The sequence below is a fragment of the Vibrio sp. genome (assembly GCF_038138445.1).
Taxonomy (GTDB): Bacteria; Pseudomonadota; Gammaproteobacteria; order Enterobacterales; family Vibrionaceae; genus Vibrio.
On record NZ_JAYQDQ010000003.1, the window covers coordinates 13,057 to 37,469 of the forward strand.

General features: G+C 39.2%; 21 protein-coding genes and 1 pseudogene. 7 read left to right on the forward strand and 15 right to left on the reverse strand.

Going from position 1 to position 24,413, the window contains the following annotated elements; translation table 11 throughout:
- Window positions 1-72: 72 nt before the first annotated feature.
- The 3 genes from AAFM34_RS01640 to AAFM34_RS01650 all read right to left on the reverse strand — a co-directional run bounded on the left by AAFM34_RS01640 (window position 73) and on the right by AAFM34_RS01650 (window position 3,913).
- Window positions 73-2,235, reverse strand: coding sequence for a polysaccharide biosynthesis tyrosine autokinase (locus AAFM34_RS01640; protein WP_341659303.1), 2,163 nt, complete (start codon window positions 2,233-2,235; stop codon window positions 73-75).
- A gap of 38 nt (window positions 2,236-2,273) precedes the next feature.
- Window positions 2,274-2,714 carry a low molecular weight protein-tyrosine-phosphatase gene (locus AAFM34_RS01645; RefSeq protein WP_341659305.1) on the reverse strand — a complete coding sequence of 147 codons (441 nt, stop codon included), beginning with the start codon at window positions 2,712-2,714 and terminating at the stop codon, window positions 2,274-2,276.
- Between the two features lie 62 nt (window positions 2,715-2,776).
- Window positions 2,777-3,913 carry a polysaccharide export protein gene (locus AAFM34_RS01650; RefSeq protein ID WP_341659307.1) on the reverse strand — a complete coding sequence of 379 codons (1,137 nt, stop codon included), beginning with the start codon at window positions 3,911-3,913 and terminating at the stop codon, window positions 2,777-2,779.
- 653 nt (window positions 3,914-4,566) lie between these two features.
- Between AAFM34_RS01650 and AAFM34_RS01655 the strand changes: the two genes are divergently transcribed.
- The 4 genes from AAFM34_RS01655 to AAFM34_RS01670 all read left to right on the forward strand — a co-directional run bounded on the left by AAFM34_RS01655 (window position 4,567) and on the right by AAFM34_RS01670 (window position 8,520).
- A complete protein-coding gene (locus AAFM34_RS01655; RefSeq protein WP_341659309.1) occupies window positions 4,567-4,824 on the forward strand; it encodes a hypothetical protein in 258 nt (85 codons plus the stop codon).
- A gap of 97 nt (window positions 4,825-4,921) precedes the next feature.
- Window positions 4,922-5,578, forward strand: coding sequence for a YjbF family lipoprotein (locus AAFM34_RS01660; RefSeq protein ID WP_341659311.1), 657 nt, complete (start codon window positions 4,922-4,924; stop codon window positions 5,576-5,578).
- A gap of 6 nt (window positions 5,579-5,584) precedes the next feature.
- Window positions 5,585-6,313: a capsule biosynthesis GfcC D2 domain-containing protein gene (locus AAFM34_RS01665; protein ID WP_341659313.1), complete on the forward strand. Its 729-nt coding sequence runs from the start codon at window positions 5,585-5,587 to the stop codon at window positions 6,311-6,313.
- Entirely contained in the window at window positions 6,313-8,520 is a 2,208-nt protein-coding gene (locus AAFM34_RS01670) for a YjbH domain-containing protein (RefSeq protein WP_341659314.1), read from the forward strand. Before AAFM34_RS01665 ends, AAFM34_RS01670 begins: the two co-directional genes overlap by 1 nt.
- Before the next feature lie 54 nt (window positions 8,521-8,574).
- On the opposite strand, the gene AAFM34_RS01675 is transcribed toward AAFM34_RS01670, so the two are convergent.
- Complete coding sequence (locus tag AAFM34_RS01675) at window positions 8,575-9,342, reverse strand: Wzz/FepE/Etk N-terminal domain-containing protein (protein ID WP_341659316.1); 768 nt, start codon at window positions 9,340-9,342, stop codon at window positions 8,575-8,577.
- 268 nt (window positions 9,343-9,610) lie between these two features.
- Window positions 9,611-10,045, reverse strand: a complete 435-nt coding sequence (locus tag AAFM34_RS01680) for a GNAT family N-acetyltransferase (protein ID WP_341659318.1) — start codon at window positions 10,043-10,045, stop codon at window positions 9,611-9,613.
- 59 nt (window positions 10,046-10,104) lie between these two features.
- Between AAFM34_RS01680 and murB the strand changes: the two genes are divergently transcribed.
- From murB to pssA, 3 genes are all read left to right on the forward strand, one after another.
- Window positions 10,105-11,148, forward strand: coding sequence for a UDP-N-acetylmuramate dehydrogenase (gene murB / locus AAFM34_RS01685; protein WP_341659320.1), 1,044 nt, complete (start codon window positions 10,105-10,107; stop codon window positions 11,146-11,148).
- Window positions 11,148-12,110: a bifunctional biotin--[acetyl-CoA-carboxylase] ligase/biotin operon repressor BirA gene (gene birA, locus AAFM34_RS01690; RefSeq protein ID WP_341659322.1), complete on the forward strand. Its 963-nt coding sequence runs from the start codon at window positions 11,148-11,150 to the stop codon at window positions 12,108-12,110. Before murB ends, birA begins: the two co-directional genes overlap by 1 nt.
- A 107-nt stretch (window positions 12,111-12,217) precedes the next feature.
- Window positions 12,218-13,558 carry a CDP-diacylglycerol--serine O-phosphatidyltransferase gene (gene pssA, locus AAFM34_RS01695; RefSeq protein ID WP_341659324.1) on the forward strand — a complete coding sequence of 447 codons (1,341 nt, stop codon included), beginning with the start codon at window positions 12,218-12,220 and terminating at the stop codon, window positions 13,556-13,558.
- Window positions 13,559-13,648: 90 nt separating this feature from the next.
- On the opposite strand, the pseudogene rffA reads toward pssA, so the two are convergent.
- The 10 genes and pseudogenes from rffA to AAFM34_RS01745 all read right to left on the reverse strand — a co-directional run bounded on the left by rffA (window position 13,649) and on the right by AAFM34_RS01745 (window position 24,374).
- Window positions 13,649-14,781, reverse strand: a pseudogene (gene rffA, locus AAFM34_RS01700) (dTDP-4-amino-4,6-dideoxygalactose transaminase).
- 59 nt (window positions 14,782-14,840) lie between these two features.
- On the reverse strand, window positions 14,841-15,578 hold the full coding sequence (locus AAFM34_RS01705; protein ID WP_341659326.1) for a class I SAM-dependent methyltransferase: 738 nt from the start codon (window positions 15,576-15,578) through the stop codon (window positions 14,841-14,843).
- A complete protein-coding gene (locus AAFM34_RS01710; RefSeq protein ID WP_341659328.1) occupies window positions 15,575-15,967 on the reverse strand; it encodes a hypothetical protein in 393 nt (130 codons plus the stop codon). Before AAFM34_RS01710 ends, AAFM34_RS01705 begins: the two co-directional genes overlap by 4 nt.
- Window positions 15,957-16,919, reverse strand: a complete 963-nt coding sequence (locus AAFM34_RS01715; protein WP_341659330.1) for a glycosyltransferase family 2 protein — start codon at window positions 16,917-16,919, stop codon at window positions 15,957-15,959. The genes AAFM34_RS01710 and AAFM34_RS01715 overlap by 11 nt, the downstream gene beginning before the upstream one ends.
- A gap of 1 nt (window position 16,920) precedes the next feature.
- The gene (locus AAFM34_RS01720; RefSeq protein ID WP_341659332.1) at window positions 16,921-17,904 is read right to left on the reverse strand and encodes a radical SAM/SPASM domain-containing protein; all 984 of its coding nucleotides are present in this window, start codon (window positions 17,902-17,904) and stop codon (window positions 16,921-16,923) included.
- 2 nt (window positions 17,905-17,906) lie between these two features.
- On the reverse strand, window positions 17,907-18,611 hold the full coding sequence (locus AAFM34_RS01725; RefSeq protein ID WP_341659334.1) for a WbqC family protein: 705 nt from the start codon (window positions 18,609-18,611) through the stop codon (window positions 17,907-17,909).
- Window positions 18,608-19,483 (reverse strand): glucose-1-phosphate thymidylyltransferase RfbA, encoded by an 876-nt coding sequence (rfbA, locus tag AAFM34_RS01730; protein WP_341659336.1) that lies wholly within the window; start codon window positions 19,481-19,483, stop codon window positions 18,608-18,610. The genes AAFM34_RS01725 and rfbA overlap by 4 nt, the downstream gene beginning before the upstream one ends.
- Entirely contained in the window at window positions 19,480-20,511 is a 1,032-nt protein-coding gene (gene rfbB, locus AAFM34_RS01735; RefSeq protein ID WP_341659338.1) for a dTDP-glucose 4,6-dehydratase, read from the reverse strand. The genes rfbA and rfbB overlap by 4 nt, the downstream gene beginning before the upstream one ends.
- Before the next feature lie 436 nt (window positions 20,512-20,947).
- Entirely contained in the window at window positions 20,948-22,327 is a 1,380-nt protein-coding gene (locus AAFM34_RS01740; protein WP_341659340.1) for a hypothetical protein, read from the reverse strand.
- A 130-nt stretch (window positions 22,328-22,457) separates the two neighbouring features.
- Entirely contained in the window at window positions 22,458-24,374 is a 1,917-nt protein-coding gene (locus AAFM34_RS01745; RefSeq protein WP_341659343.1) for a nucleoside-diphosphate sugar epimerase/dehydratase, read from the reverse strand.
- Window positions 24,375-24,413: the final 39 nt, after the last annotated feature.

The following is a 24,413-nucleotide window of genomic DNA, read 5'->3' on the forward strand; positions in this document are numbered from 1 at the left end:
TGATAAAATCTTGTTGCTCTGTGTTATGTCTAACTTAATATCAATCTATTATCTTAATTAAAATAAAAGATACTACGCTTCTTCACTCTTATACTCATAGCTGTAATAGCCATAATCAGAAGATGCCTTCTTCTCAACAGCATTGAAAATAACGCCTTTCACATCTATCCCCGAATGCTCGAAGCGACTTCTCGCTGCATCAATCTCTTTAGCTGAATTCACGCCAAAGCGTGTCACCATCAGGGTCGTCCCTGCATGCCTACCGACAATGCTTGGATCGGTAACCGCAAGAACAGGTGGCGTATCAATAATTACTAAATCGTAGTTTTGAGATGCCCAGCCAACTAATTCCGTAAACCTTTGATGCATAAGAAGTTCCGAAGGATTAGGCGGCGTTTTGCCTCGAGTAATAATATGCATATTTTCAACATCAGTACTTTTTACTGCCACATCAATGTCGGCTGAACCAATTAGGTAATCTGATAATCCCTTTTGGTTTTCCAGACCAAATGGCTGATGTAAGTACCCCTTACGCATATCCGCATCAATAAGTAAAACTTTTTGTCCAGATTTAGCGACTACCGCTGAAAAGTTAATCGACACAAAAGTTTTACCAATATTTGGGGCAGGCCCAGAAATCATCAGAACATTATTTTTCGCTTCAAGCATCGCAAAATGTAAGCTAGTACGAAGGCCTCTTAATGCTTCTATTGATAAATCAAGAGGATTACTCTCAGCCAAAAGCATTTTTGTTTGAGTATTTTTAAGCTTGCGTTTTTGCTTGGAAATAAATTCAGACTGCAAAATAGATTTTGGCACACTGGCATAGACTGGTAACCCAAGCTCTTCAATCTCTTGCGGGCTCTCAACACCTTTATGAAAGGCCGCTTTTAGTAATACATAAGCCACACTTAACATTCCACCAAGCAGCGTCATAATAACTACGATTAACGCTTTTTTAGGCTTAACAGCTCGGTCAAAGGTTTGCGCTGTATCTAATATTCGAACGTTACCCACAGTACTTGCTTTAATAATGCTAAGCTCTTGAACCTTATTCAAAAGCTGAATATAAATCTGCTGGTTAACCTCAACGTCGCGAGTCATACGAAGAATTTCACGTTGAGTTTTTGGCAGCTTTTGTACTTGGTTATTTAAGCGCTCTTTTTCTTCTAGTAAGACTTGTCGCTTGTCCAGCAGAGATTTGTACGCAGGGTGATCCGTTGTAAAGCGCTGGCTAATTTCACTTTCTTTAAAGGTCAGCTCATTAAGTTGGGCTTCAAGCTTTACCATCACTTCCAACGTAGATTTCGCCTCTAGGCTTAAATCTATAGAATCATTATCTTGGCGATAGGTATTTAGCTGATTTTCCGCGCTATTTAGCTCTGTTTTTACAGATGGTAGATGCCCTTTTAAAAAGGCTAAACTTTTCTCAGCTTCTGCCGAATTACGTTTTACATTTTGTAAAAAGTAGTTTTGGCTAATATCGTTCAATATTGCTTGGATCTTCACTCTGTCTTCACCAACAAAAGACAGTTCAACAATACCTGTTTGCTTACCTCGCTCACTTATCGATAAGTTGTCCTTCAACCATTGAATAGCTTCTAACGAACTACGCTTGCTGATATGAAAACGAGTGCCAGTGTCGGCATCAAATTGAGACACGAACAGCTTATATCCATCTGATTTTGCCAACTTGCCAACATTACCGGAGAGAATCACGTTTTCATCTTGATCAACCAGTTGATATGCCTGCTTATCAGCGTCGGTGATTGTGATTTGATAAGCAAGTTCTTGGTTTTTACTTGGCACACTAAAGTGACTTACATCAATTCTCGGCTGAGAGCCAAAAAGGCGGGATATCCCTTTGCCCACAATTGGAAAATAATCAGGTTCTACAATAGTGGTTAAGTTAAATTTATCTACCGTATCACTCAGTATCATTCGAGATTTAATGATCTCTATTTCAGTCGACGATGAGGAATCTTGTGCCAAGAAACTTCCCATATCACCGACAATAGCCGACATGCCACCCGAGCTTTTCTCTTCAATTTGAATCAGCGAATCTGCTTTATAAATAGGTGTAGACAATAGTGAAAAAGCGATGCCAGCAATCGCAAAAATTACCGTAGTAAAAAGAATTATCCACTTGCCATCAATAAGAAGGGCAAATAGCTTTCCTAAATCAATCTCATCAGAAGCAACATTCAAACGCTGCTTAGCCTGCTGTGTGGTCATTATCTATAAAGTCCTAAATACCTAATTAAAGAGAGTTACTATAATTTTTTTGCCCAAGCTTGCGCAGCTTGTTCAATAAGCTGGTAAGCATAATCAAATGCTTCTTTACTTTGTTTGTATGGATCTGGGACATCTTTCTGACCTATCCACTGACCAAATAGCATAGTCTTACCACGAACTTCTGGTGCAATTGCTGTTATCGCCTCAATGTGTCCTTTTTCCATTACTAGTATCAAATCAAATTCAGCACATAATGCTGAACTAACTTGTTGTGAGCGATGATTTGATAAATCAATGTCATGCTCATTTGCAACAAAAATGGCTTTTTCATCAGCTGGCTTACCCACTAAACGACTTTTTTCGGCTGCCAACCCTGCCGATGAAATTGTCTTATGGGGCAATAGACTTTGCAACATTGCCTCACCCAGTGGTGAGCGACATATATTCCCCACACACACAACAAGAATGTTATTAAACATAACCAGATCTCATCTAAGCTTTAAGAGGCTATTATTAGCCTCTTAAACATTACCAATAAAGTTTATGGCCAATTGCGGATACGCAGTACACCTTCGGTCAATTCATTAAAGCCACTAATGGTCGGTAAGAACTGCTTTAATACGCGGTTCCAACGACTCACTGGTGCAGCAGTAACATACACAATATCGTATGGGCTAAGGTCAAACTCAGTACCAACGACTAATGCAGATGCATCTTTCACATTAAGTTGATATACATCTGCCATCCTCTCTGATTTATTATCAGATGCCCTAATAACAAAAACGCCAGTTGCATCCGCAGACAGCTCATTGATACCACCTGCACTACTTAATGCTTCCGTGAGCGTCATACCAGCACGATCTATCTTAAGAAGTTTTGGCTCATTGACTTCTCCCATAACAAAAACCTTCTGGCCATCATTACGAGGAACATGAATAATATCACCAGCTTGTAGCAACTTGTTTTGCGTCAAGTCCCCTCTTTGCATGAGTCCGTAAAGAGAAACATGCTCTTCAACACCGTTTCTGGTAAGGGTGACATTTCGCCAGTCGGCATTCTCAGCAAGGCCGCCAGAGCGGTTAATGGCATCAAGTAAAGTCAGTGGGATATTAGTAATAGCTTGCTGGCCAGGTTTTGAAACCTCGCCCGTTACATAAGTTTTTTTCGAGCGAAATGCAGCGACATTGACATCAACTTGCGGGCTCTCAATATATTTCGCTAAACGTTTCGCAACATCTAGGCGTATCTCGCCAACCGTTTTACCAGCCACTTCAACAACACCTATGTACGGGTAGAAAATCGTTCCGTCAGCGTGAACCCAATTACCTGCCTCCGAAGCACTGCGATAAGAACCCGCCGGTATTGTTAGCTCTGGGTGATCCCAAATAGTAATGTTTAATATATCGCCAATTCCCACTTTGTACTGATATTTGGCGATTTCTGTATCAAGTTCTGGGTTAGATTGAGGAGTCAAATGCTCTTTTACCTGATAGCGGGACACAGATTGGGCTGTGAGCGGGTATAGGTTTACAACATCAGAAAGATTGTCGATTTGACTATCAGCAGTGTGAGAAACTAAATTTTTGTCGCTGGTTGATAAATGAGAACCAGGTACAGCACAGCCACCCAGAATTATAGGTAGCAAAGCAATTAAACAACGGTTTATCTTAATCTTCATTGTGAGCCAAATCGTATAAGCAAATATCAAATCTTACTGGAATAGGGGCAAAGCCCACAAACCACCACGCAACATCTAATTAACAAAAAAAACACAAACCAAGGCAAATGATATCAATTACATTCATATGAATAGTAAAATACTATTGACCTTAGTGTGATTTTTAACCGCTAATAGTATCCTTTTTTTGTTTAAATGTCAACAAAAAAATTTAAAATAAAAGGAGTTTCTCAAAAAAAAGAAACAAATAGATAACATAGGCTAGCGATTGCCTTTAGGTGGCATCCCTTTCCCAACTAAGAATATGAAATGATTGTACTTTACCCCATCTTTGCTCCATAAGGAAAAAGTTCATGAGCAGTTCAACGACAGAAAAAGAGCGCAAAAATAAAGCAAATATTAACATGTTTTGTTAGGTCTTCATTTAGAAAAAGATTATATGTCTTTTACATCTCGCCCGGGGTGAAAATTAAAAATAAGGTTTGACAATTTATCTGTATCAGAATAATTATTAGTGATCTTTATTTAAGAATAGTTGTTTTATAAGCGTAATTCTTTTTACATCTTTGTAAGTATCTCATAGAATTATATGGAGCGTGTTTCTTTATACGCTCCACAAGCGCTTTTATATTTACTTTTGGAGGAAATTCACAATGAGAAATACCGCTCTTGCAATTCTTTGTGCTCTTGGTATGTCTGCAAACGCTCTAGCCGCAGGAGAAGAAACCACTCCAGCAGCTACATCAGGTGGTGCAGCTGGTGCTTCAACAGCCACAACCGCTGCTACTGGCACTGTAACCGCAACTGCAGTAACTGTCGGTGCCGTTGCTATCACAGCAGTAGCTATTGCCGCAGCTAGCGACAATGATGGTACAAGCGGAACAAACGGTACAGACGGAACTTCAAGATAGTTTTGCAACCTTACACACCCTGAAGAAATCTTTCAGGGTGTTTTCATACCCCCACTAAAACCCCTCGGAACACCCGAATAAAATAAATGTAGTTACCATGAATCATTTCCGAATTCTGATCGTTCTGTTTTTTGCTGCCACAACAGGCTGTAGTCAGTATATAAAAGATACTGGCGCAACCATTAAAGAAGCATATTCAGGCTTACCCGATACTCATATGACTAAAGATGAGGTCGAAGCGCTACCTTATGCCAGCATTTATGCACGAGTAAACAATGGACCGCGAGTTTTCATGGTCTTAGCCTTTGCTGAAACTAATACAGATACTGGTAACACAAGATTAAAATGGCTCTCATCTGATGGCGCGATGATAGTTACAGAAAATGGCCGTGTAGTGAAAACGCTCCATTTGCCAAACTATAACCTACTTAATGTCACCACCTCAGAGTCTTATTATCAACCCAAAGCAGAGTCGGACTATTGGAAAATCTCTTACGACTGGCAACCAGGGTATCACTTACAGCAAGAAGCAAGTGTTCAGTCGTCTGTGGTAGGTAAAGAGTTTCTCACTTCCCTCATCTGGCAAAAAAATACTAAGAAAGTTACCGAAATTATAACTCCAGATCAAAACAACCAGAGTTATCAAAATACATTCTGGGTAGATGAACAAGGCAAGGTCGTAAAGAGCATTCAGTGGGCCATCCCTGAACATCTCATGATTGAACTCGAAATTCTAAAATCCTACATAGGCTAAAATTCTATGCTCTCACGTATCCTAGCCTTGCTAGCTTTATTTCTATCTATCAATGCTTTCGCAAACAAGCTGATAGTTCAAGTCCCACAGCAGAGTGTGCTGTTTGAATACAAGAATCCCGCACGGCTCAGCCAAGTTATTCAAGATGTCAAAGAGAATACCAATAGCTACAGTGATTCCTACTTTATCGCCAACCAAATCTTTGATAAAGCTCAATTAGACAAAGCTATTGAGTTAAAAGAAAGTGTCATAAAACGGCTTAACCAGTTAGAGGGCGAAAATGCCGTGCTCGCGAATGCGTTAATCAAACAGATTGAAAGCTGGCAAGTTGGCTATCGATTATTCATTCCCTTGGATTACGATGAAATCCGTATAAAAAATAATTTAGACCCGAAATTATCAGGAGAATATGAGTTAGCATTTCCAGAGCGCAACCACTTCTCCTATATAGAAGGCTTGGTTGAGAAACCTTCAGAGATCGATATTTCTAACTCTCCATCACTTTCTGATGCAATCAATATTGCTCAGCCATTAGCTGGCGCAGACAAAAGCTTTGTATGGCTAATCTATCCTGACGGACACACGACAAAAAGTGGTTACGCTTACTGGAATAATAGTCAGACACATTTATCACCAAGCACAGTTATCTTTGTCGGTTTTGACTCTGGGTCTCAATTCATCCGTTCCCTTGAAAAAGACATTATCAAACTCATCAGCATGAGAAGAAGTATCTAATGAACACACGTAGTACTCTGAGTTTTGTTACCCCTCTATGCCTATTTTTATCTGGTGCAACATGGTCTGACACCTCTGCAGATTGGAAAGTATCCCAATCCGACTTTGGCGGTACAGGCTTAATGCAAACACCGACAGGGCGAATGGCAAAAGAAGGGGAATTTAATGTCGGCCTCACCATGAGTAATGATTACCAGCACTATATGGTATCTCTACAACTGATGGAATGGTTAGAAACTACGCTTCGCTATACCCGCGTACCAGACGTTCCTTTCAGTAGCGACGCTAGCTATAGTGGTGATAACCTCTACACAGACAGAGGCGTTGATTTTAAAATTAGGCTGTTAGAAGAAGGCTATTATCTCCCCGAAACCTCCATTGGTGTGAGAGATTTTGCCGGCACAGGCTTGTTTGATGGCGAGTATATTGCTGCGACTAAGCGATTTGGCAGTTTAGATTTCACATTGGGTTTAGGCTGGGGTTACCTAGGACAAAGCGGAAATATTTCCAACCCAGCCTGTAAACTGAGCGATAGCTATTGCACAAGGCCAAGCGATTTTAACGGCAGTGGCGGTGAATTCGATACTCAGCGTTGGTTTAAAGGGCCATCTGCTCTATTTGGCGGCGTAGAATATCAAACACCTTATGAGCCACTGCGTCTTAAAGTCGAATATGAAGGTAACGACTACTCTGAAGATTTTCCCAACACACGAAATGCGTCTAAACCCATGGTGCAAAGCACGCCATGGAACTTCGGCATGAACTATCGACTGGGAGACTGGGGAGATGCCAAGCTAAGCTATCAGCGTGGAAACACGGTAGTGTTTGGTCTAAATTTATACGCTAACTTTAATGACATTAAGCCAAACTGGCGAGATGAAGATAAGATCTACCCTCAAGGCCAATTGAGACCAACAGTGGACGACACAGATTGGCAGCAAGTAGCGGAGCAGATCGAGAAAAATGCTGGCTATAACAACAACTCCATTTCTGTAGATAAAGACGTGATTACACTTAAAGGTGAGCAAGTCAAATACAGAGATAGAGAGCAAGCGGTTGATAGAGCGGCCACCATACTGACTCACCATGCTAATGAATCGATTCAAGTCATCCAAATTGTTGAGCAAAAGAACGGCATGGATCTAACTCAAACAAGCGTTGATAGGAAAGTCTTTGTTGATGCATCTAACTACCAATCCCCAGATGCCAAGATAGCAGACAGTCTGTCATATTCAGAACCTGAGCAGTCTTCAAAAGTAAGAGTGGCTACCAGTAAAAACAATTGGGATTATGGTATCGACCCAGTATTGCAGCAAAGCATTGGTGGACCTGAGTCGTTTTATCTATACAGCATAGGATTAAGCGCTAAGTCCAACTACTGGCTCACTGACAATTTGGAATTAGGCGGCTCCTTGTATTTCAATCTTGTTGATAACTACGATAAGTTTAACTACGTCGAAAACTCTCCTCACGTTAGAAACTACTCGACACCTAGGGTTAGAACCATGTTCCGTGCCTATGTCGATGATAATCCAGTAAGACTACAAAACCTCCAGCTAACTTGGTTTGAACAGCCAATGGAAGAAGTTTACACCCAAATGTATGGCGGCTATCTAGAAATGATGTTTGCTGGTGTGGGTAGTGAAGTTCTCTACCGCCCTCTCAACACCAACTGGGCACTTGGAGTAGACTTTAATGTCGTTAGTCAAAGGGACCCTGATTCTTGGTTCGGCGTATATCAAGATGACTATTTCTTTTATGATGAAGCAAAATGTGACGCTCGAATTCCTTCTTGCCAAGCCTATGTCTTGAGCCGTGGAACTACAGGGCATGTGACTGGCTACTATATGCCGACCTGGTCATTCCTTGATAGTACTTTGATTAAAGTCAGCGCAGGTAAATTCTTGGGAGGTGACGTAGGTGCGAGAGTTGATGTGTCAAAGCAATTCGATACTGGGATCATAGTTGGTGTTTATGCAACAAAAACAGATCTAACCGCCGACGAGTATGGTGAAGGTAGTTACAACAAAGGTTTTTATCTCTCTATTCCATTCGACATACTCACGGTTAAGCCAAGTACCAATCGCGCGGTAATAAGCTGGGAGCCTCTCACCAGAGATGGCGGTCAGATGCTACGCAAGAAGCATAGCCTATTTGACGAAACAGACGCCCGCTCACCTTGGTTCCAAAGACCAATGAGTAACTAACCCAAAAGATGGCGGCTATTGTTGTCGCCATCTTTTCATCACAGCATATTCAAATTAATCGTCTTCACAACGAAAATAGAAGAAGCGAACCAAAGCAATAGCAACACCCAACATAACACCAAATAGCGTAGCTAAGACGACAATTAACGTACGTTTAGGCTTGATATGTGAGGTTGGTATAGATGGCTCACTTATTTGCCTCACTAGTTTTGAATCCGGAACTTCTAATAATGCTTTTTTGAAAAGCAGCTGTGCTAACAATTCGTCTAGATAATCTTTAGTCTTCTCCGGCACATTTTTACTTTGGCTAGCAAGCGCTTTAATCGATATCTTTACCTTATCCAGTTCATTTATTTTCAGCACCCGATTCAAAGTATTCGAAAACAAAGTCACACTATCAAACGCAGCTTGGGGATCCTCAGAAGTGTTAGATATTAAAATGATTTCATTTGCTGATTTATACGATAAGGTTACGTCTTGAAGTTTCAATGCACTCTCACCAATGTCTGATAGAAGAAGATTTTTAAGTTCGCTACCACTAAAGAACTGAGGTCGAAAAATTCTTTCATTCAAGTTGTTGGAGCCGTAGAAACTATCCTCAACAATAAATAAAGATTGAGACTGGTATATCTTTGGCTGTTTGAGTATGAACATGGTAGCGCCTATCAAAAACGCCAAGGTCACGACAATGATTATCCATTTGCCACTCCAAAGTGCTTTCAATAGCTCTCTCAAGTCTACGTCATCATTACTTCGAAACGAAGCAGGAAATTGATCTATATATTGCTGCTGAGCAACTGAAGCATATTTTTGATTTCTCACCAGTAACCCTCTACATTTAATTAACTAAAACATTAATTGCATTCCAATTGTAATATTAAATAGTGTTCTATAGGTGCATAGTGCACCCAAAACTCTCTTAAATATCCAACCTCCAACTACAGAAATAGGGCACCCAACAAAGGCTCACCGCTACTTAAATAGGGGGGGGAAGCCTCCATTATGACAGACATGAGCTACTTGGCCGTTACTAAACTTCAAGCATAAACATTATGCTTGAAATCTCTACTATATCAAACGATTCGCTCTTCTAGTTTGACGAATGAGACGTATACTGCATTGGGACAAGTTTTTTAGTCCTGCTATATCGCTCAAAAAGATTCTTCAAAGAATTAGGCAGTTGTTGTATCTCAAGTATTCTGAAACCATGTTGACTGTAAAACGACTCTAGGTGCTGGTACGCAAAGCAGAAATCTTGATTAGTTAACACCCGCTCCTCACAGTAGCTCATCATCTGGTGCCCAAACCCCTTGTCTCTATATTCAGGGATCACCATCATCCCTGTTAGCAAGCGGTACTGATCGACGCTTCTCAACCTCACTACCGAGGTAAGTTGGTTTTCAAAGTAACCAACTAGTATCAGTTCATCTTTTTTTGCTTTCCCTGAAGGGTAGTAAGTCTTATATAAACGAGATACTAGTGGGAGCTTTATAGGATCTAACACTTCTATCTGGATAGGACTCATTATCACCAAACTGCAAATTGGGGTAGAATGAAGGCAGTTTAGATTACTCGATAAATCCAATGCAAATTTTAGCCAATGCTGACCTTAGCGGTTTTCATACATTCTCGATAGAACAAACCTGTCAATACTTAGTGGAAGTGAAAACCGTTGACCATATTAAAGACGTCTACCAGAACCCAAAATGGTTAAACTTACCCAAATTAATGCTTGGCAAAGGCAGTAATGTGCTTTTTACTCGGCCATACCAAGGCGTTGTGCTAATCAACCAATTACTTGGGAAAACGGTTACCGAAACTACTGACTCGTGGCATTTACACATAGCAGGTGGTGAAAACTGGCCAGACTTGGTCAAATGGACTATCGAACAAGGCTACTTGGGATTAGAAAATCTTGCGCTCATTCCTGGCTGTGCTGGCACTGCGCCCATTCAAAATATCGGCGCTTATGGTGTTGAATTTAAAGATTTATGTGAATACGTCGATGTTTTGTGCTTGAAAAATTTCGAGGTTAAAAGGCTTAGCGCAAAGCAGTGCCAGTTTGGTTATAGAGATTCAGTGTTTAAACATGATCTCCACCAGCAAGTCGTAATAGTAGCGATAGGCATTAAGCTCGCTAAAAATTGGCAGCCCAATACTGGATACGGTCCTCTTCAAACCTTAGATAACAATGAGCTCACCGCGAAGCAAGTCTTTGAACGAGTGTGCCAAGTTCGCAGTGAAAAGCTTCCCGACCCTGCAAAGCTTGGCAACGCTGGAAGCTTTTTTAAAAATCCCATTATTTCTCAGCAACACTTTATAAAGCTTCAACAAAAATACCCAAACATAGTCGCCTACTCCACTCCACAAGGGGTAAAAATTGCAGCTGGGTGGTTAATCGATCAATGCCAACTCAAAGGTGTTACTGTTGGAGGTGCTGAGGTCCATAAAAAACAAGCGCTTGTTCTGGTTAATAAAGGCAAAGCTAGCAGTGATGATGTGGTAAAACTTGCCGCTAAGGTTTATTGCGAAGTGTTTAAAAAATTCCAAATTCAACTAGAGCATGAAGTGCGCTTTATTGGCTCTCACACAGAAACAAATTTAGCTAACTTGATAGAGACATTATAATGAAAGAGCATTCTATTAAACTTTCGATATTAAAGTCATTATCTCAAGGAGGATTTCATTCCGGTGAAGACCTTGGCGAGAAATTTGGCATATCAAGAGCCGCTATCAGCAAACATATCAAGGGCATACAGGCATGGGGGGTCGATATTTTTCGAGTCCAAGGTAAGGGCTATCAATTAGCCAATACCATGCAACTGCTTAATCAAGATATCATACAAGCCCAAACAAACAACCATGTAGAGCTTATACCCATTATTGACTCTACCAACCAGTACTTACTTGATAATATCAATAGATTGGACTCAGGTTCTGTGTGTTTATCTGAGTATCAACTAAAAGGCCGCGGCCGAAGAGGCAGAGAATGGATTTCTCCTTTTGGGACTAACTTATATCTATCTATGTACTGGCGACTCGATGCCGGTATGGCGGCGGCAATGGGATTAAGCTTGGTTGTTGGTGTTGCGATAGTTGAAGCTTTAGAACAGCTTAATCTCAAAGAGGTGAAGCTAAAGTGGCCAAACGATCTGTACTACCAGGATCGCAAATTGGCAGGTATTTTGGTCGAAATGTCTGGGCAGGCAGGAGGCGCGGCCAATCTTATTATAGGCATGGGTCTTAATCTTATGATGACAGAGCAAACAGAGGGAATCACCCAACCTTGGGCAAGTTTATCTGAGGTCGCAGGTCATAAAGATATTGACCGCAATCAACTTGCAATAACCATGATTCAAACGTTAAATCGGGCGTTATTAGACTACGAGCAACAAGGCATGCAAGGCTTCGTTGATAGATGGAATCGCTTAGACAATTTTATTCACCGCCCGGTCAAGCTCATCATGGGACAAAGAGAAATCACTGGTATATCACGCGGTATAAATGAACAAGGCGCAGTGCTTCTTGAAACCGAATGTGGGATTGAAACCTTCATTGGTGGTGAAATTAGCTTACGTCCTCACCGGTAGAACAAGTTTTACAATTGTGCAGCGAGAACTAAGAGCTGACCGCTAGGAACCACTAACACATTTTGCTACTATCCTTGTCCATTTTCAGTAAAGGCATTTAGTCCAACATGATGACTCGCAGGAACTTATTCGACCAACTTCCTACTTTGGCCCAAGACCCAACACAGTTAGAAACACTGTTTACAGCCAAAGACTTTCGAATTCGCTTAATTGAAGCGATTCGTCAGGCAAGTAAAAGAATATACCTCGTCGCTCTTTACCTAGAAGATGATGAAGCAGGAAGAGAGATCTTAACCGAGCTATACCAAGCAAAACAAAACAACCCTGGGCTCGACATCAAAGTGTGTGTTGACTGGCACAGAGCACAAAGAGGCTTGATTGGTGCAGAGCCTGGTGAAACCAATGCTACTATGTATAAGAATTTCGCCATGCAATACACTCATCAAATCCCTATCTTTGGCGTTCCAGTCAGAGGCCGAGAAGTATTTGGTGTATTGCATCTAAAAGGTTTTGTTATTGATGATCAAGTAATCTACAGCGGCGCAAGTCTCAATAACATCTACCTTAATTATAATGAACGCTACCGCTTTGACCGCTATCAGGTACTGAATAATAAATCTCTTGCCGATAGCATGGTCCGCTTTATTGAAACAGAAATGATCGAACATCCAGCGGTTCATGACCTTTCTTCTCCAAGCCAACCTAACACCAAGCAAATCAGAACTCAGATCCGGCAGTTAAGAGCTTCACTGGCAAAAGCCAGCTATCAATACGAACCACAAACTATTTCTCAAGACCAAGTTGCACTCACACCTCTTGTGGGCGTGGGTAAAAAGCGCAACAAACTTAACCAAACGGTTAATCAACTACTCGCGCAAGCAAAAGAAGAGATCTTCATCTGTACTCCCTATTTTAATTTTCCTCGCAGCGTTGCCAGAGAAGTAAAAAAAGCGATTAGACGCGGAGTAAAAGTAACCATAGTGGTGGGTGATAAGACGGCGAATGACTTTTACATCTCCCCCGAGGAAGAATTCAAAACAATTGGCGGGCTACCTTACCTGTATGAGCGAAATTTGCGCCTATTTGCCAAAGCCAACGAAGCGCACATTGCAAGTCGTAAACTCTCTATCCATTTGTGGAAACACGACAATAACAGCTTTCACCTCAAAGGAGTTTGGGTTGATAAACGCTATATGCTGATCACTGGCAGTAACTTAAATCCAAGAGCTTGGAGTTTGGATTTAGAAAATGCCATTCTCATCCAAGATAAGCACCAACATCTAGAAACACAATTTGAAAAAGAAGTAGAAAACATCCTGCAGCATACTCAACTCATTTGTACCTACAGACAGTTAGAGAAAGCTGAGGATTACCCAGAAGCCGCGCAAAAGCTGATCCGCCAAATTACTCGAGTTAAGGCGGATAGAGTATTGAAGCAGATTTTGTGAACAAGCTTGATATAAGCTTCTAGACTACCCCTATGGAAAGACTTATGAATTTGGGGATATCACAGCATTAAAGAGCAAATTATATATGCTTTAGAAAGCAAAGAATTTCTTAAGTACTGAACAAACCCTGAGTACATCCTCCTGAGATAGCCCATGGTAAATAGGTAATCTCACAATAACCCGGCTTTCATAGTCGGTTGATTTGCAATCATTATGAACAATAGAGCTGATTTTCCCAAATGGTGATGAGTGCAGGGGGACATAATGCGTCGTGGCTTGTATTAGGTTTTCTCTCAAGTATGCAATTAAGCGATCTCGCATACTGGGCTCTTTCACTTTCACAAAAAAGATATGAGCGTTATGAGAAACTTCATCAGGAATCTTAGGAAGACCAATAAAGTTTAAATACTCCAATGACTTCAATTGATTATAATACAGTTCCCAAAGCTCTAGGCGCGTATGGTTAACCTCTACTGCTGCCTCTAACTGAGCGAACAAATATGCAGCTTGAAGTTCGGAGGGCAAGTGACTACCACCAATATCAACCCAAGTATATTTGTCTATTGTACCATTGAGAAACTGAGTACGATTAGTGCCTTTTTCTCTAATCATTTCTGCGCGCTCTATAAACCTCTTATCATTAATTAATAATAAACCTCCCTCACCACCCGATGTATAGTTCTTTGTTGCATGAAAGCTATAGGTACCTATATGTCCAATAGTACCTAACGACTTACCTTTATATAATGCCATCATCCCTTGTGCAGCGTCCTCAATCACGTACAATCCGTGTTGCTGAGCTATGTCCATAATTACGTCCATTTCACAGGCAACACCAGCATAGTGAACAGGGACAATTGCTCTAGTTTTCGACGTTATCGCATCCTCAATAAGAGATTCGTCAATGTTCATTGTATCTGGACGAATATCGACAAACACAATTTTTGCACCACGTAAAACAAATGCGTTTGCAGTCGAAACAAAGGTATAACTTGGCATGATGACTTCATCACCCGGCTGGATATCAATTAAAATGGCCGCCATTTCTAGTGCAGATGTGCAGCTGGGAGTAAGTAAAACCTTTGGGCTGCTGAGTCTTTCTTCAAACCAATCTGTACATTTTTTGTAAAAGGCCCATCTCCATATAATAGGCCTGACTTAATGGCATCTTCTATATATTGATGCTCTTTACCTGTAATAGTGGGTTTTGAAAAAGGAATCATTTTTTACGGCCTATAACAAACAAACTTCCTCCAAAAAGATTAGGAAGCACTCGTTCTAGTCAATGTTCTAACCTAGAAATACCGAGAAGGACTTTATTCAAAAACTTGTTTAGATGCATGTGTTTAAATTTCTCATCGTTGCGAACTTCACTTCCGTCATCCAAATCAAGTAGCTTCCGTAATAGCAAAAAGGGAGTCAACAATATAAAGAAGTAATTAATTTCAACTATTTCAAACCCAGCAGCTAACATTTTATCCTTAAGCTCACTTTTAGAATATCTTCGTTTATGTCCTACCACACGATCTGAACGGTTCCATAACAGCATATGAGATGGTACCGTGATAATGACACACCCCCCAGCTCTAAGCATTTTGTGACAATTCCGCAAAGCTAAATTATCATTTTCGATATGTTCAAGCACATCAAACATACAAACTGTATCGAATCTAGAAGAAAATGGAGATCTAAGTAAATCAAATTGATAGCAGTTTTCTATCCCATATGTTTTTGCATACTTAAGGCCATTTAGATGCATTTCGCCAACAGATATATTAGAGAACCCCTCAGATAGTAACATTCTTGAGACATTCCCTGTACCTGCTCCTATTTCAATAACGTCACTACTCCTAGGAACATATGTATTGAATCTTCCCAAGATGTACTCTTTGCGTGCAATTGACCAGAAAAGACGATTTTCAGCGCTATAAAGATTATCTAAGTGCTTAGAATCAAAATCTTGGTGTGATTTGCATATATCTTCATGATAGATATGAATCCCGTCGCTATCTGTTTTCATTTTTGCCCCATATAAAGAATCAATATACCCAACAATGATACGAGTATGCCTAAAATCTTGCACAAATTAACATCTTCTCCAAAAAGTATGATGGAGATAAAGCTTGTAGTAAGCATGAGTCCAGCCACAACAATAGGGTAAGCACTACTTAACTCAAACTTTGTCATTGCGATCATCCAAAAAATACCGCTGCAAAATATAGAAGCCAAAGAGATAATTATGAAAGGATCTGAAAAAACCTTAAGGAAAAATAAAACCCTATCTGATATCAAGTTAGGAATATTATTAAAAACAGATGACATTCTCCACTTTATTATCAATTGACTTATTACAGTAAATAATACAGTTCCTACTATATATATATCTCCATCAGAAAAATCAAGCCTCATTTATATTTCCCTTATGGTTTAAGTGAGACTCAACAATAAAATTTGGCCTACTTCTAACCTCATCTAAAATTCTTAGCAAATACTCACAAATAACTCCCAGGCCAAATAAAACAACACCACCAATGATTAGTATAAGCAATGCAATTGACGTCCAACCATCTGGCGCACTACCATCCCCTAGTAACCAAAAACCTAACACATAAAACGTATACAAAAGAGCTAAAAAAGAGGTGCTAATTGCACTAAAAGATATCATTCTAGTTGGAAGATATGTAAAGCCGATAAGTGTATCTATCGTTATTCTAACTTTTTTTACAAATGTCCACGTTGAAGTTCCTCTATCTCTAAGCTGTCTTTGATAAGAGAGCACTTTTGGTTCAAACCCAAACCAAAAAAGAAGTGGGAAAATAGAAGTATTTTTTTCTTGAGTATGGCTAACTAAACTAGCTAACTGTTTATCGACCAAACAAAAGTCGTACCCACCTCTTGGAAAGCCACGCATGCTATACTTGGCAACCATTCGCCAGTAAAGGCTAGAAATGAATCTGTGAGTGAAATTTTCCACCCTATCCACTCTTTCTGCAATAATATATTTTTCACCCTCCAACCAGTTGGTTAGCATTTCAATAAAAATTTCTGGTGGGTCTTGCAAATCAGCTGATATGATACCTGTACAATCACTTTTTGAATGTGCAAGACCAGCTTGAATCGCGGGAGTTTGGCCAAAGTTTCTTGACAGCTTAAGAACTTCAATTTGTTCTTTATACTGAGTGCAAAATCTACGCAATATCTCATACGAACTATCAGTTGAGCCATCATCAACAAACATTAGTTTGGTTTTTATATTAAGCTTAGTAAGAATACTATCTGTCAGCTTAAGTAGTCGTGGAATTGTAACTTCCAAATTTTGAGCATTCTGGTATACAGGTACCACAATTGTAAAAGTTTTCATACTAATCTATTAAATCCGTAGGCACTATTTCTTGCATTAAATTTGAATATCCCCTACCTTCTTCGGGCCATCTTGTATGAGACCAATCCGGACAATTTCCACAAAATTCATGACTGCTAAAATTATTGTTTAAGTGGGCATTCCGCAAGTTAGTCATAAACTCTGACTGCCATGCTTCTTTTATCGAAGTGTTTAAAAATGACACAAAATGAGATTTATTTTTCCAATCGGTAGGGCAATAGGACAAATGCCCTTCAGGAGTTAGGGTCAGTCGCTCCCATGGGTATAAACATGGCTTACGCTCCACCTCCCTAATTGCATCGTCAATTTTTGATTTTATATTATCTTTCGCGCCAGCTGCAGAGTGTAGCCTTCTGACTACCACATAATCTGCCCCAGCTTTATTCCAAAAGTCTTCAAAAAGGTCTGTCTCATCAGTATTTAAGGGTTGTTCAACAAAGCTAACCACTAACTTAGTCTTATATTTTCCCTCTTTTATGAGCCTTATAAGGTTCAATACATTTTCTCGGACTTTAACTAAATTTCCTTTTACCCTTATTTTGGCGTAGGTTTCATCTTTGTAAGCATCAAGACTAATATCAAAAACATCCACCCCTGCATCTAATAATTGTTTTACTTTCTTCCCTTTCAGCAGCACACCATTAGTCGTAACATTAATCTTTGTTTTACAGTACTTACCAGCATACTCTATCATTTCGATGAATTTTGGATGCATCAATGTTTCACCATTGGCGGTATAACGCAAGTACTGACATATACCAAGCCCATCAGTTGCTACTTCATGAATAAGTTTTTTATGAAGATTAGCATCTAAATGCGCCCCGCTATATGCGTCTGTCTTAATAAAATTAGAATGCGGGCAATGTATGCATGCTAAGTTGCAAAATTGAGTAGCATCTATAATAATTTGCGAGGGAAAATCCTCACTTAAATGCTTTTGGAATCCATAGTTCACATCACTCATAATTACCTACTCTTATTAATATATTTCATATATTTACCGGCATTTTCTCCTTCATTAAAGATCAAATCTAGAATTGAAACACCGTGTTCGAATGGAGAGTACTTTTGCGAATATTCAGGATAATCACTGTAGTCCATCCAGCTTACTTTTATATTATTGTCGATAAATATAGACTCATCTAAATAGCCTTTTGCTGCAGGACCACTCACATACTCAGATGCATTTAAATCTGCACATATGCCAAGTAATCTTTGCGACTTTCCATCTCGAAGTGAAAATTCCTTCGACTGAACAATCTTTGTATTAATATTGAGTATGGAACAAATGGCACGGATAAAAGACTCATTTATTTGAGATAACATTTCAAAGTCATCTCTATGATATAATTCTTCGAAAATGTGATTATACTTTGAAAAATACTTACTCTTGGAGTAGCTTTGGCATATTGATTTCCAGTGCTTACGCTTCCATAGGTTATTAGACACTCTAGTTTCATAAATTGTTTGTAAGTACTTACCTTTAACATCAACAGGAATAGTTAACCATGACAGACCAGAAGGTGTCTGGATTTTATTTCTGTTTCTCCAATCACGTCTTGTATATTGCATATCATCGTACAAAACAAACTCATCCACCGAAGCAATTAAGTCAAAGTATCCTTTCCAGGGAATATAATTAGATTGTGATATCGCTACCTTCTTACTCATGAAGTATATTCCTCAAGTAAGTCGAGTATATATCGACCATAAGAAGTTTTATCTGTAATTGAAGTGTTTAATTTTATATCACTAGGATTAAGCCAACCCTTACTGAGAGCGATCTCTTCCAAACAAGCAATCTTAAAGCCTTGTCTTTTTTCTATAGTAGCAACAAACTGACTAGCCTCTAGCAGGCTATGATACGTTCCTGTATCTAACCAGGCAAAACCCCAGCCTAGTAACTTAACATTGAGTTGTCCACGACGTAAGTACTCTTGATTAATGGATGTTATCTCCATCTCTCCGCGAGGAGAGGGGCACACTGTTTTTGCTATATCAACCACTCGGTTATCATATATGTATAGACCAGTTACAGCAAAATCAGACTTTGCCTTCAGAGGCTTTTCTTCTATCGAAACAACATTTAGGTCTTGATCAAACTCTATAACGCCAAAACGTTCCGGATCATGAACCTTATAGCCAAACACAGTAGCACCTTGCTCTTGATTTACAGCATCAATCAGCAAGGGGGAAAAACCTTGTCCCCAAAAAATGTTATCTCCCAAAACGAGGCAAACACTATCATCCCCAATAAATTCTTCGCCAATAATCAAGGCTTGAGCTAAACCCTCAGGTTTTGGTTGTACTGCGTACGTTATCTTGATGCCAAACTGAGAACCATTACCTAAGAGCCGGCGAAAACTACCTTGATCTTCTGGCGTAGTGATCATAAGAATATCTTGTATACCAGCGAGCATTAACACCGAAATAGGGTAATATATCATCGGCTTATCATAGACTGGTAATAGCTGCTTTGAAGTGCCCAAAGTAATCGGGTAGAGTCGAGTACCTGATCCCCCAGCTAAGACTATGCCTTTCATGAACTTTTACCTTCCTTAGTATGAAAATAATCCACGTACCACCTTATTGTTTTTCTTATACCTGATTCAAAAGTTTCATTCGGTTTCCATCCCAAATCTCTACAAATCTTATTTGCATCAATAGCGTATCGAGAATCATGTCCAGGACGGTCATTTACAAATGTAATAAGTTCAGAAAAACTATTGATATTTTGGGGTTTATCATTGGGTAGCATCACATCTAATGTGTCACATATCACACGTACCACATCAATGTTAGCCCATTCATTTAAGCCACCAATGTTGTACGTTTCCCCCACTTTACCTTTTCTTCCAACAAGATACAAAGCCCTGACATGATCATGCACGTGCAACCAATCCCGAATTTGTTTGCCATCTCCATAAACAGGTAGTGAATCTCCTTTCAATGCATTGAAAATCATTCTAGGAATTAATTTTTCGCAATGTTGGAATGGGCTATAGTTATTTGAACAATTGGTAACTAACGTTGGCAAACCATAGGTTCGATGCCATGCTCTAACTAAATGGTCACTTGCGGCCTTTGAGGCAGAATATGGACTACTTGGGGAATATGGAGTAGTTTCAGTGAAAGGAGCACTACCTTTGTCTAAATCACCATACACTTCATCGGTAGATACATGTAAAAAACGAAAGTGGTTTTGACTTTCTTTATCTAAATTCACCCAGTAAGATCGCGCCGCTTCCAATAGGTTATACGTGCCAATTGTATTTGTATCAATAAAACAGCTTGAATCACTAATAGAATTATCCACATGAGACTCTGCTGCAAGATGCATGACGATGTCCGGCTTAAAGCCTTCGAATATAGTCTGCAAGCTAGCTTGGTCACAAATATCTATCTGTAAAAAACTATATCTGGAACAGCAATCTATTTCATCAAGAGCTTTAAGATTTGCAGCATAGGTTAATTTGTCTATGTTCAGAACAGTATCATTCGTATTTTTAATTATGTATTTAATTAATGAAGACCCAATAAAACCAGCCCCACCTGTTACTAATAGTTTCATAAAAAAATCGCTATTGATTATACTGAAAATTACGTACTAATATGAGAGAAGTCGAGTAATAACATCGATGTAGAGCAGTTTTCTCCAACCTCATAGCCACCTGCGTTAACTTACATTTTCTGGTCTCCCCACGATAAACTAACCATATACTATTTGCATTAATTAGACCCCTTAGTTGATTTTTGCACACGGCTGAAAGATAGGAGCATCATAAATAGCATTTCAGCTTATTCCATAACCCTATCTTTCAAAAGTTAGCTAATCGGCTTTATTGGTTTTTCTTATAGCTTTATCTATAAATACATTATAAAGCAAAGGTATAGATAGAGCTAAGTGGATCAGTAAACCCGTGATCATAGGTAATAAAAAGCTTTCTATTACAGCTTTCTAAAACCAAATGTATTAGCCTAACCCTATCCAATTATAAAAATACAGTTTAGTCAGATTTTTCATAAACAATATATTTTTCACTTTGAAAAACAACATTATTTAAAGAGATTATTTTTGATACTGCATCGTTATAATTTTCCTTTCCTATTGAGACAGGATAGGATTTTTCATCAGCAATACACACAGGGTGGATAAAATACCCACTTGAAAAAACAAATGCATTTTCATATAGGCTACAAAATTTCTTCATTACATTCAGCTGATATATTGCACTAGAGTTAACACCAACTTTAGATCTCAGTTCCGCGATTTCACCTTTATTTTTGTTATTTATGTCAATAATGTTTAGATCTGAGCTAGAATGAATAAAATTGTCTAATCTAGGCTGGTTGATATCAATTACCAACAGGGACGGAATAAAAAGATAGGCCGCTAAGGAAAACATACCAATCCTACATATATTACCCAGACCTTTCGACTGATTGATAAGTGCAGAGATAATATAGACAGAGCTTAAGAAAATAAATAAAACCTCATGAATTACCGCATAATTGTAAGGCATAAAGTCAAAAAAAACCAGAAATAGAACGACAGATAAATTAGAAAAAGTTAACAATATTATTATTAATTTCTTTGATCTATCTTTTAAAAACCATACAGAAAATATTGCTAAGATAAAAAATGAAGCGAATAAAACGATACGAAGAAGATCTGGGTAAAAGACCGATTGTCGAAGCACTGGAAACTTTCCAAAGCCAAGCACTAGAAATTTTTCGTAAATCGTATAACCAGTTCGAAGAGAATTTATCTCGCCTGCCCTGTTTAAACCAACAACTAAATCTTGAAGGTTATGAGCCTGCATAAATAAAGAAATTGACAACAATATCATTAATGATATAATTACAATGCCACCCTTTAAATTGAGGTTTCTTTCTTTCATAAAAAAAACGAGAGAAGCCAGCCAAACAAATGCAATAGGAATAACATAGCGAGTCGAAAGCTGTACAGCAAGAATAGAGAAAAGCGAAGATATTAAGAAATATAAAGTATGCCGATTTGTGCCTCTGTGCGAGTATAAAAGATAACAAAAGCTCAAAGCTATTGAGAGACTACCTAACGCTTCAGGCCGCACTTCAAACGCCCTCATTGCAATCATATAAGTTAATAAGAATAAAGATATGAGAAATGAAGGTATTATAGATGCTACTTTCCCCAAGCCTTGACTAAATATACCTAGTAATACGTTAGAAAAGTACAATAGTAAAAATAGTGCTATACATAAGTTCACCAGCCTTACATATAAAAAGAAGTCAATATTTGAGTTAAACGCAATAAGACCTTCAGATAGAAGGTAAGGGTAAAAGCCTGGAATATAAATACCAATGGGAGAGTTTAAACCGAGCATTATGTTCCATGATGAATTCATAAAGTAGACTTCATCTGTTCTAAACTCACCAAAAAAACACCGCTACTATAATAAACAATAATGGAAGAACACACGACAAACATACCTAAACGCAATACACGCTCCAGCATCTTGGTTGGTTTCCCTAATATCATATTTTCTTGCCGAATATTTTTTTCCATACTAAATCCTCAATTCCATCATTCGGGTTAAAATCCGTTGGAGCTTCAACTAACAAATCCCTAATTTTCTCATGCTCAAAATTATGGCACGCATTATCCAGTGATTCGAGCAACTCATCGTACTTATCTATCGATAAATAGCTTTCATTTGCTGTCATAATGCTTGGGTGATCGGTCTGGGATACATTATCCCCAATCAGAAGTTCCTCAAAAAGTTTCTCTCCTGGACGAAGGCCAGAAAATTGAATTTCTATGTCTCCGTATGGATTGGATTCATCTTTAAGCTCTAGCCCCGACAGCTGAATTAAGTTTACCGCTAAATCTGCTATTTTTACTGGCTCTCCCATATCAAGCACAAAAACATCTCCCCCTTTACCCATGGCACCAGCTTGAATAACTAACTGCGCAGCTTCAGGAATGGTCATAAAGTAGCGAATAATTTCCGGGTGAGTGACTGTCACAGGCCCACCGCATACAATTTGCTTTTTAAATAAAGGGATCACTGAGCCAGATGAGCCCAAAACATTACCAAAACGAACCATACAGAAGCGAGTGCCATTTTCTTTATTACCCTCTTGCTCAGCTAAAGCTTGCAAACCCAGTTCCGCCATTCTCTTGGTCGCTCCCATGATATTGGTAGGTCTGACCGCCTTATCCGTTGAAATTAAGACAAATGATTCAACACCGGACTCAATCGCGGCCTTAGCAGTATAGTGCGTCCCAAAAACATTATTGCGTACCCCTTCGACCACATTATATTCCACCAAGGGAACGTGCTTGTATGCTGCAGCGTGATATACAGTGTTAACACAGAAGCTTTTCATCACTGTACTCAGTCGATTAACAGCCTGAACAGAACCGAGTAGAGGGATTATTTGTATATCTATATCATGGTTAACTAGTAATCCTTTAAGCTCTCTGTCTATCTGGTATAGAGCAAACTCAGATAGTTCAAATAAAACGAGAGCCTTGGGCTGCTGAAAAATTATCTGTCTACAAAGCTCTGAACCGATTGAGCCGCCAGCTCCAGTAACCATTACGACCTTGCCCTTTATATTCGCTTCAATTAAAGCTTGCTGTGGGGCCACAGAATCTCGACCTAACAAATCTTCGATGTCTACATCTTTTAGTTCATCAATTTTAGCCTTACCTTCTACGATATCTTGCATATTGGGAACAGTCAGTACTTCTGCTGACAAAGGCACTAAGGAGTCGAGAATCTCTCGCCTGCGAGCCCTAGAAGCACTGGGCATAGCAAGAAGAATCTGGCTAACGTTATGTTTACGGATAAAATAAGTAACTTTATCAATATCACAAACATTAAGACCTAGAATCATTGTATTTTCAAGAGTTTTATCTTGGTCAATGAAACCGACAACTTTATGAGTCTCAGAGTTTTTCATAGCCAACGCCAATTGACGTCCAGCAGATCCAGCGCCATAAATTAGTACACGTTTGCTTCCTTTACTGTTGGCCTGAGTAACTAAAACTCTCACGACTAGCCGAGAGCCTCCACACATGAGACATAGAAATGCACCATAAATTATCGGAACTGAACGTGGAACAGGGGCGTCAAAATAGAAAGCTAATACAGCAACAGACAAGGCGGATATTATGGTGCCGACACTAATCACTGCTAAGGCATGAAATGTAAGGTATCGCAGAACCGCTCGGTATAAACCAAGTTGTGTAAATGCAATAACGGTAATAATTAGAGTGCCAAAAATAATATACTTTACAGAAATACTATCAATAGCGGTAACTGATCCTATGCGTGTCCAATAGGCTATGTAGAACGACCCCACAATAAATACTGAATCTACTAACACACTAATCAGTCGCTTATAAAGCCTTGGCAAGTTCCATATATAGTTAAGTCTATCCATACCACTCTCTAATAAAATGCAATCCTTAGAATCATACGT

Coding starts and splice junctions, on each gene's coding strand:
- pssA (WP_341659324.1), top strand. CDS start 12,218: ATGATGACTCGCAGGAACTTATTCGACCAACTTCCTACTTTGGCCCAA.
- AAFM34_RS01740 (WP_341659340.1), bottom strand. CDS start 22,327: ATGAATTCATCATGGAACATAATGCTCGGTTTAAACTCTCCCATTGGT.
- AAFM34_RS01665 (WP_341659313.1), top strand. CDS start 5,585: ATGCTCTCACGTATCCTAGCCTTGCTAGCTTTATTTCTATCTATCAAT.
- AAFM34_RS01705 (WP_341659326.1), bottom strand. CDS start 15,578: ATGAAAACAGATAGCGACGGGATTCATATCTATCATGAAGATATATGC.
- AAFM34_RS01715 (WP_341659330.1), bottom strand. CDS start 16,919: ATGAAAACTTTTACAATTGTGGTACCTGTATACCAGAATGCTCAAAAT.
- AAFM34_RS01720 (WP_341659332.1), bottom strand. CDS start 17,904: ATGAGTGATGTGAACTATGGATTCCAAAAGCATTTAAGTGAGGATTTT.
- rfbA (WP_341659336.1), bottom strand. CDS start 19,483: ATGAAAGGCATAGTCTTAGCTGGGGGATCAGGTACTCGACTCTACCCG.
- murB (WP_341659320.1), top strand. CDS start 10,105: ATGCAAATTTTAGCCAATGCTGACCTTAGCGGTTTTCATACATTCTCG.
- AAFM34_RS01650 (WP_341659307.1), bottom strand. CDS start 3,913: ATGAAGATTAAGATAAACCGTTGTTTAATTGCTTTGCTACCTATAATT.
- AAFM34_RS01725 (WP_341659334.1), bottom strand. CDS start 18,611: ATGAGTAAGAAGGTAGCGATATCACAATCTAATTATATTCCCTGGAAA.
- birA (WP_341659322.1), top strand. CDS start 11,148: ATGAAAGAGCATTCTATTAAACTTTCGATATTAAAGTCATTATCTCAA.
- AAFM34_RS01680 (WP_341659318.1), bottom strand. CDS start 10,045: ATGAGTCCTATCCAGATAGAAGTGTTAGATCCTATAAAGCTCCCACTA.
- AAFM34_RS01660 (WP_341659311.1), top strand. CDS start 4,922: ATGAATCATTTCCGAATTCTGATCGTTCTGTTTTTTGCTGCCACAACA.
- AAFM34_RS01655 (WP_341659309.1), top strand. CDS start 4,567: ATGAGAAATACCGCTCTTGCAATTCTTTGTGCTCTTGGTATGTCTGCA.
- AAFM34_RS01710 (WP_341659328.1), bottom strand. CDS start 15,967: ATGAGGCTTGATTTTTCTGATGGAGATATATATATAGTAGGAACTGTA.
- AAFM34_RS01640 (WP_341659303.1), bottom strand. CDS start 2,235: ATGACCACACAGCAGGCTAAGCAGCGTTTGAATGTTGCTTCTGATGAG.
- AAFM34_RS01745 (WP_341659343.1), bottom strand. CDS start 24,374: ATGGATAGACTTAACTATATATGGAACTTGCCAAGGCTTTATAAGCGA.
- rfbB (WP_341659338.1), bottom strand. CDS start 20,511: ATGAAACTATTAGTAACAGGTGGGGCTGGTTTTATTGGGTCTTCATTA.
- AAFM34_RS01645 (WP_341659305.1), bottom strand. CDS start 2,714: ATGTTTAATAACATTCTTGTTGTGTGTGTGGGGAATATATGTCGCTCA.
- AAFM34_RS01670 (WP_341659314.1), top strand. CDS start 6,313: ATGAACACACGTAGTACTCTGAGTTTTGTTACCCCTCTATGCCTATTT.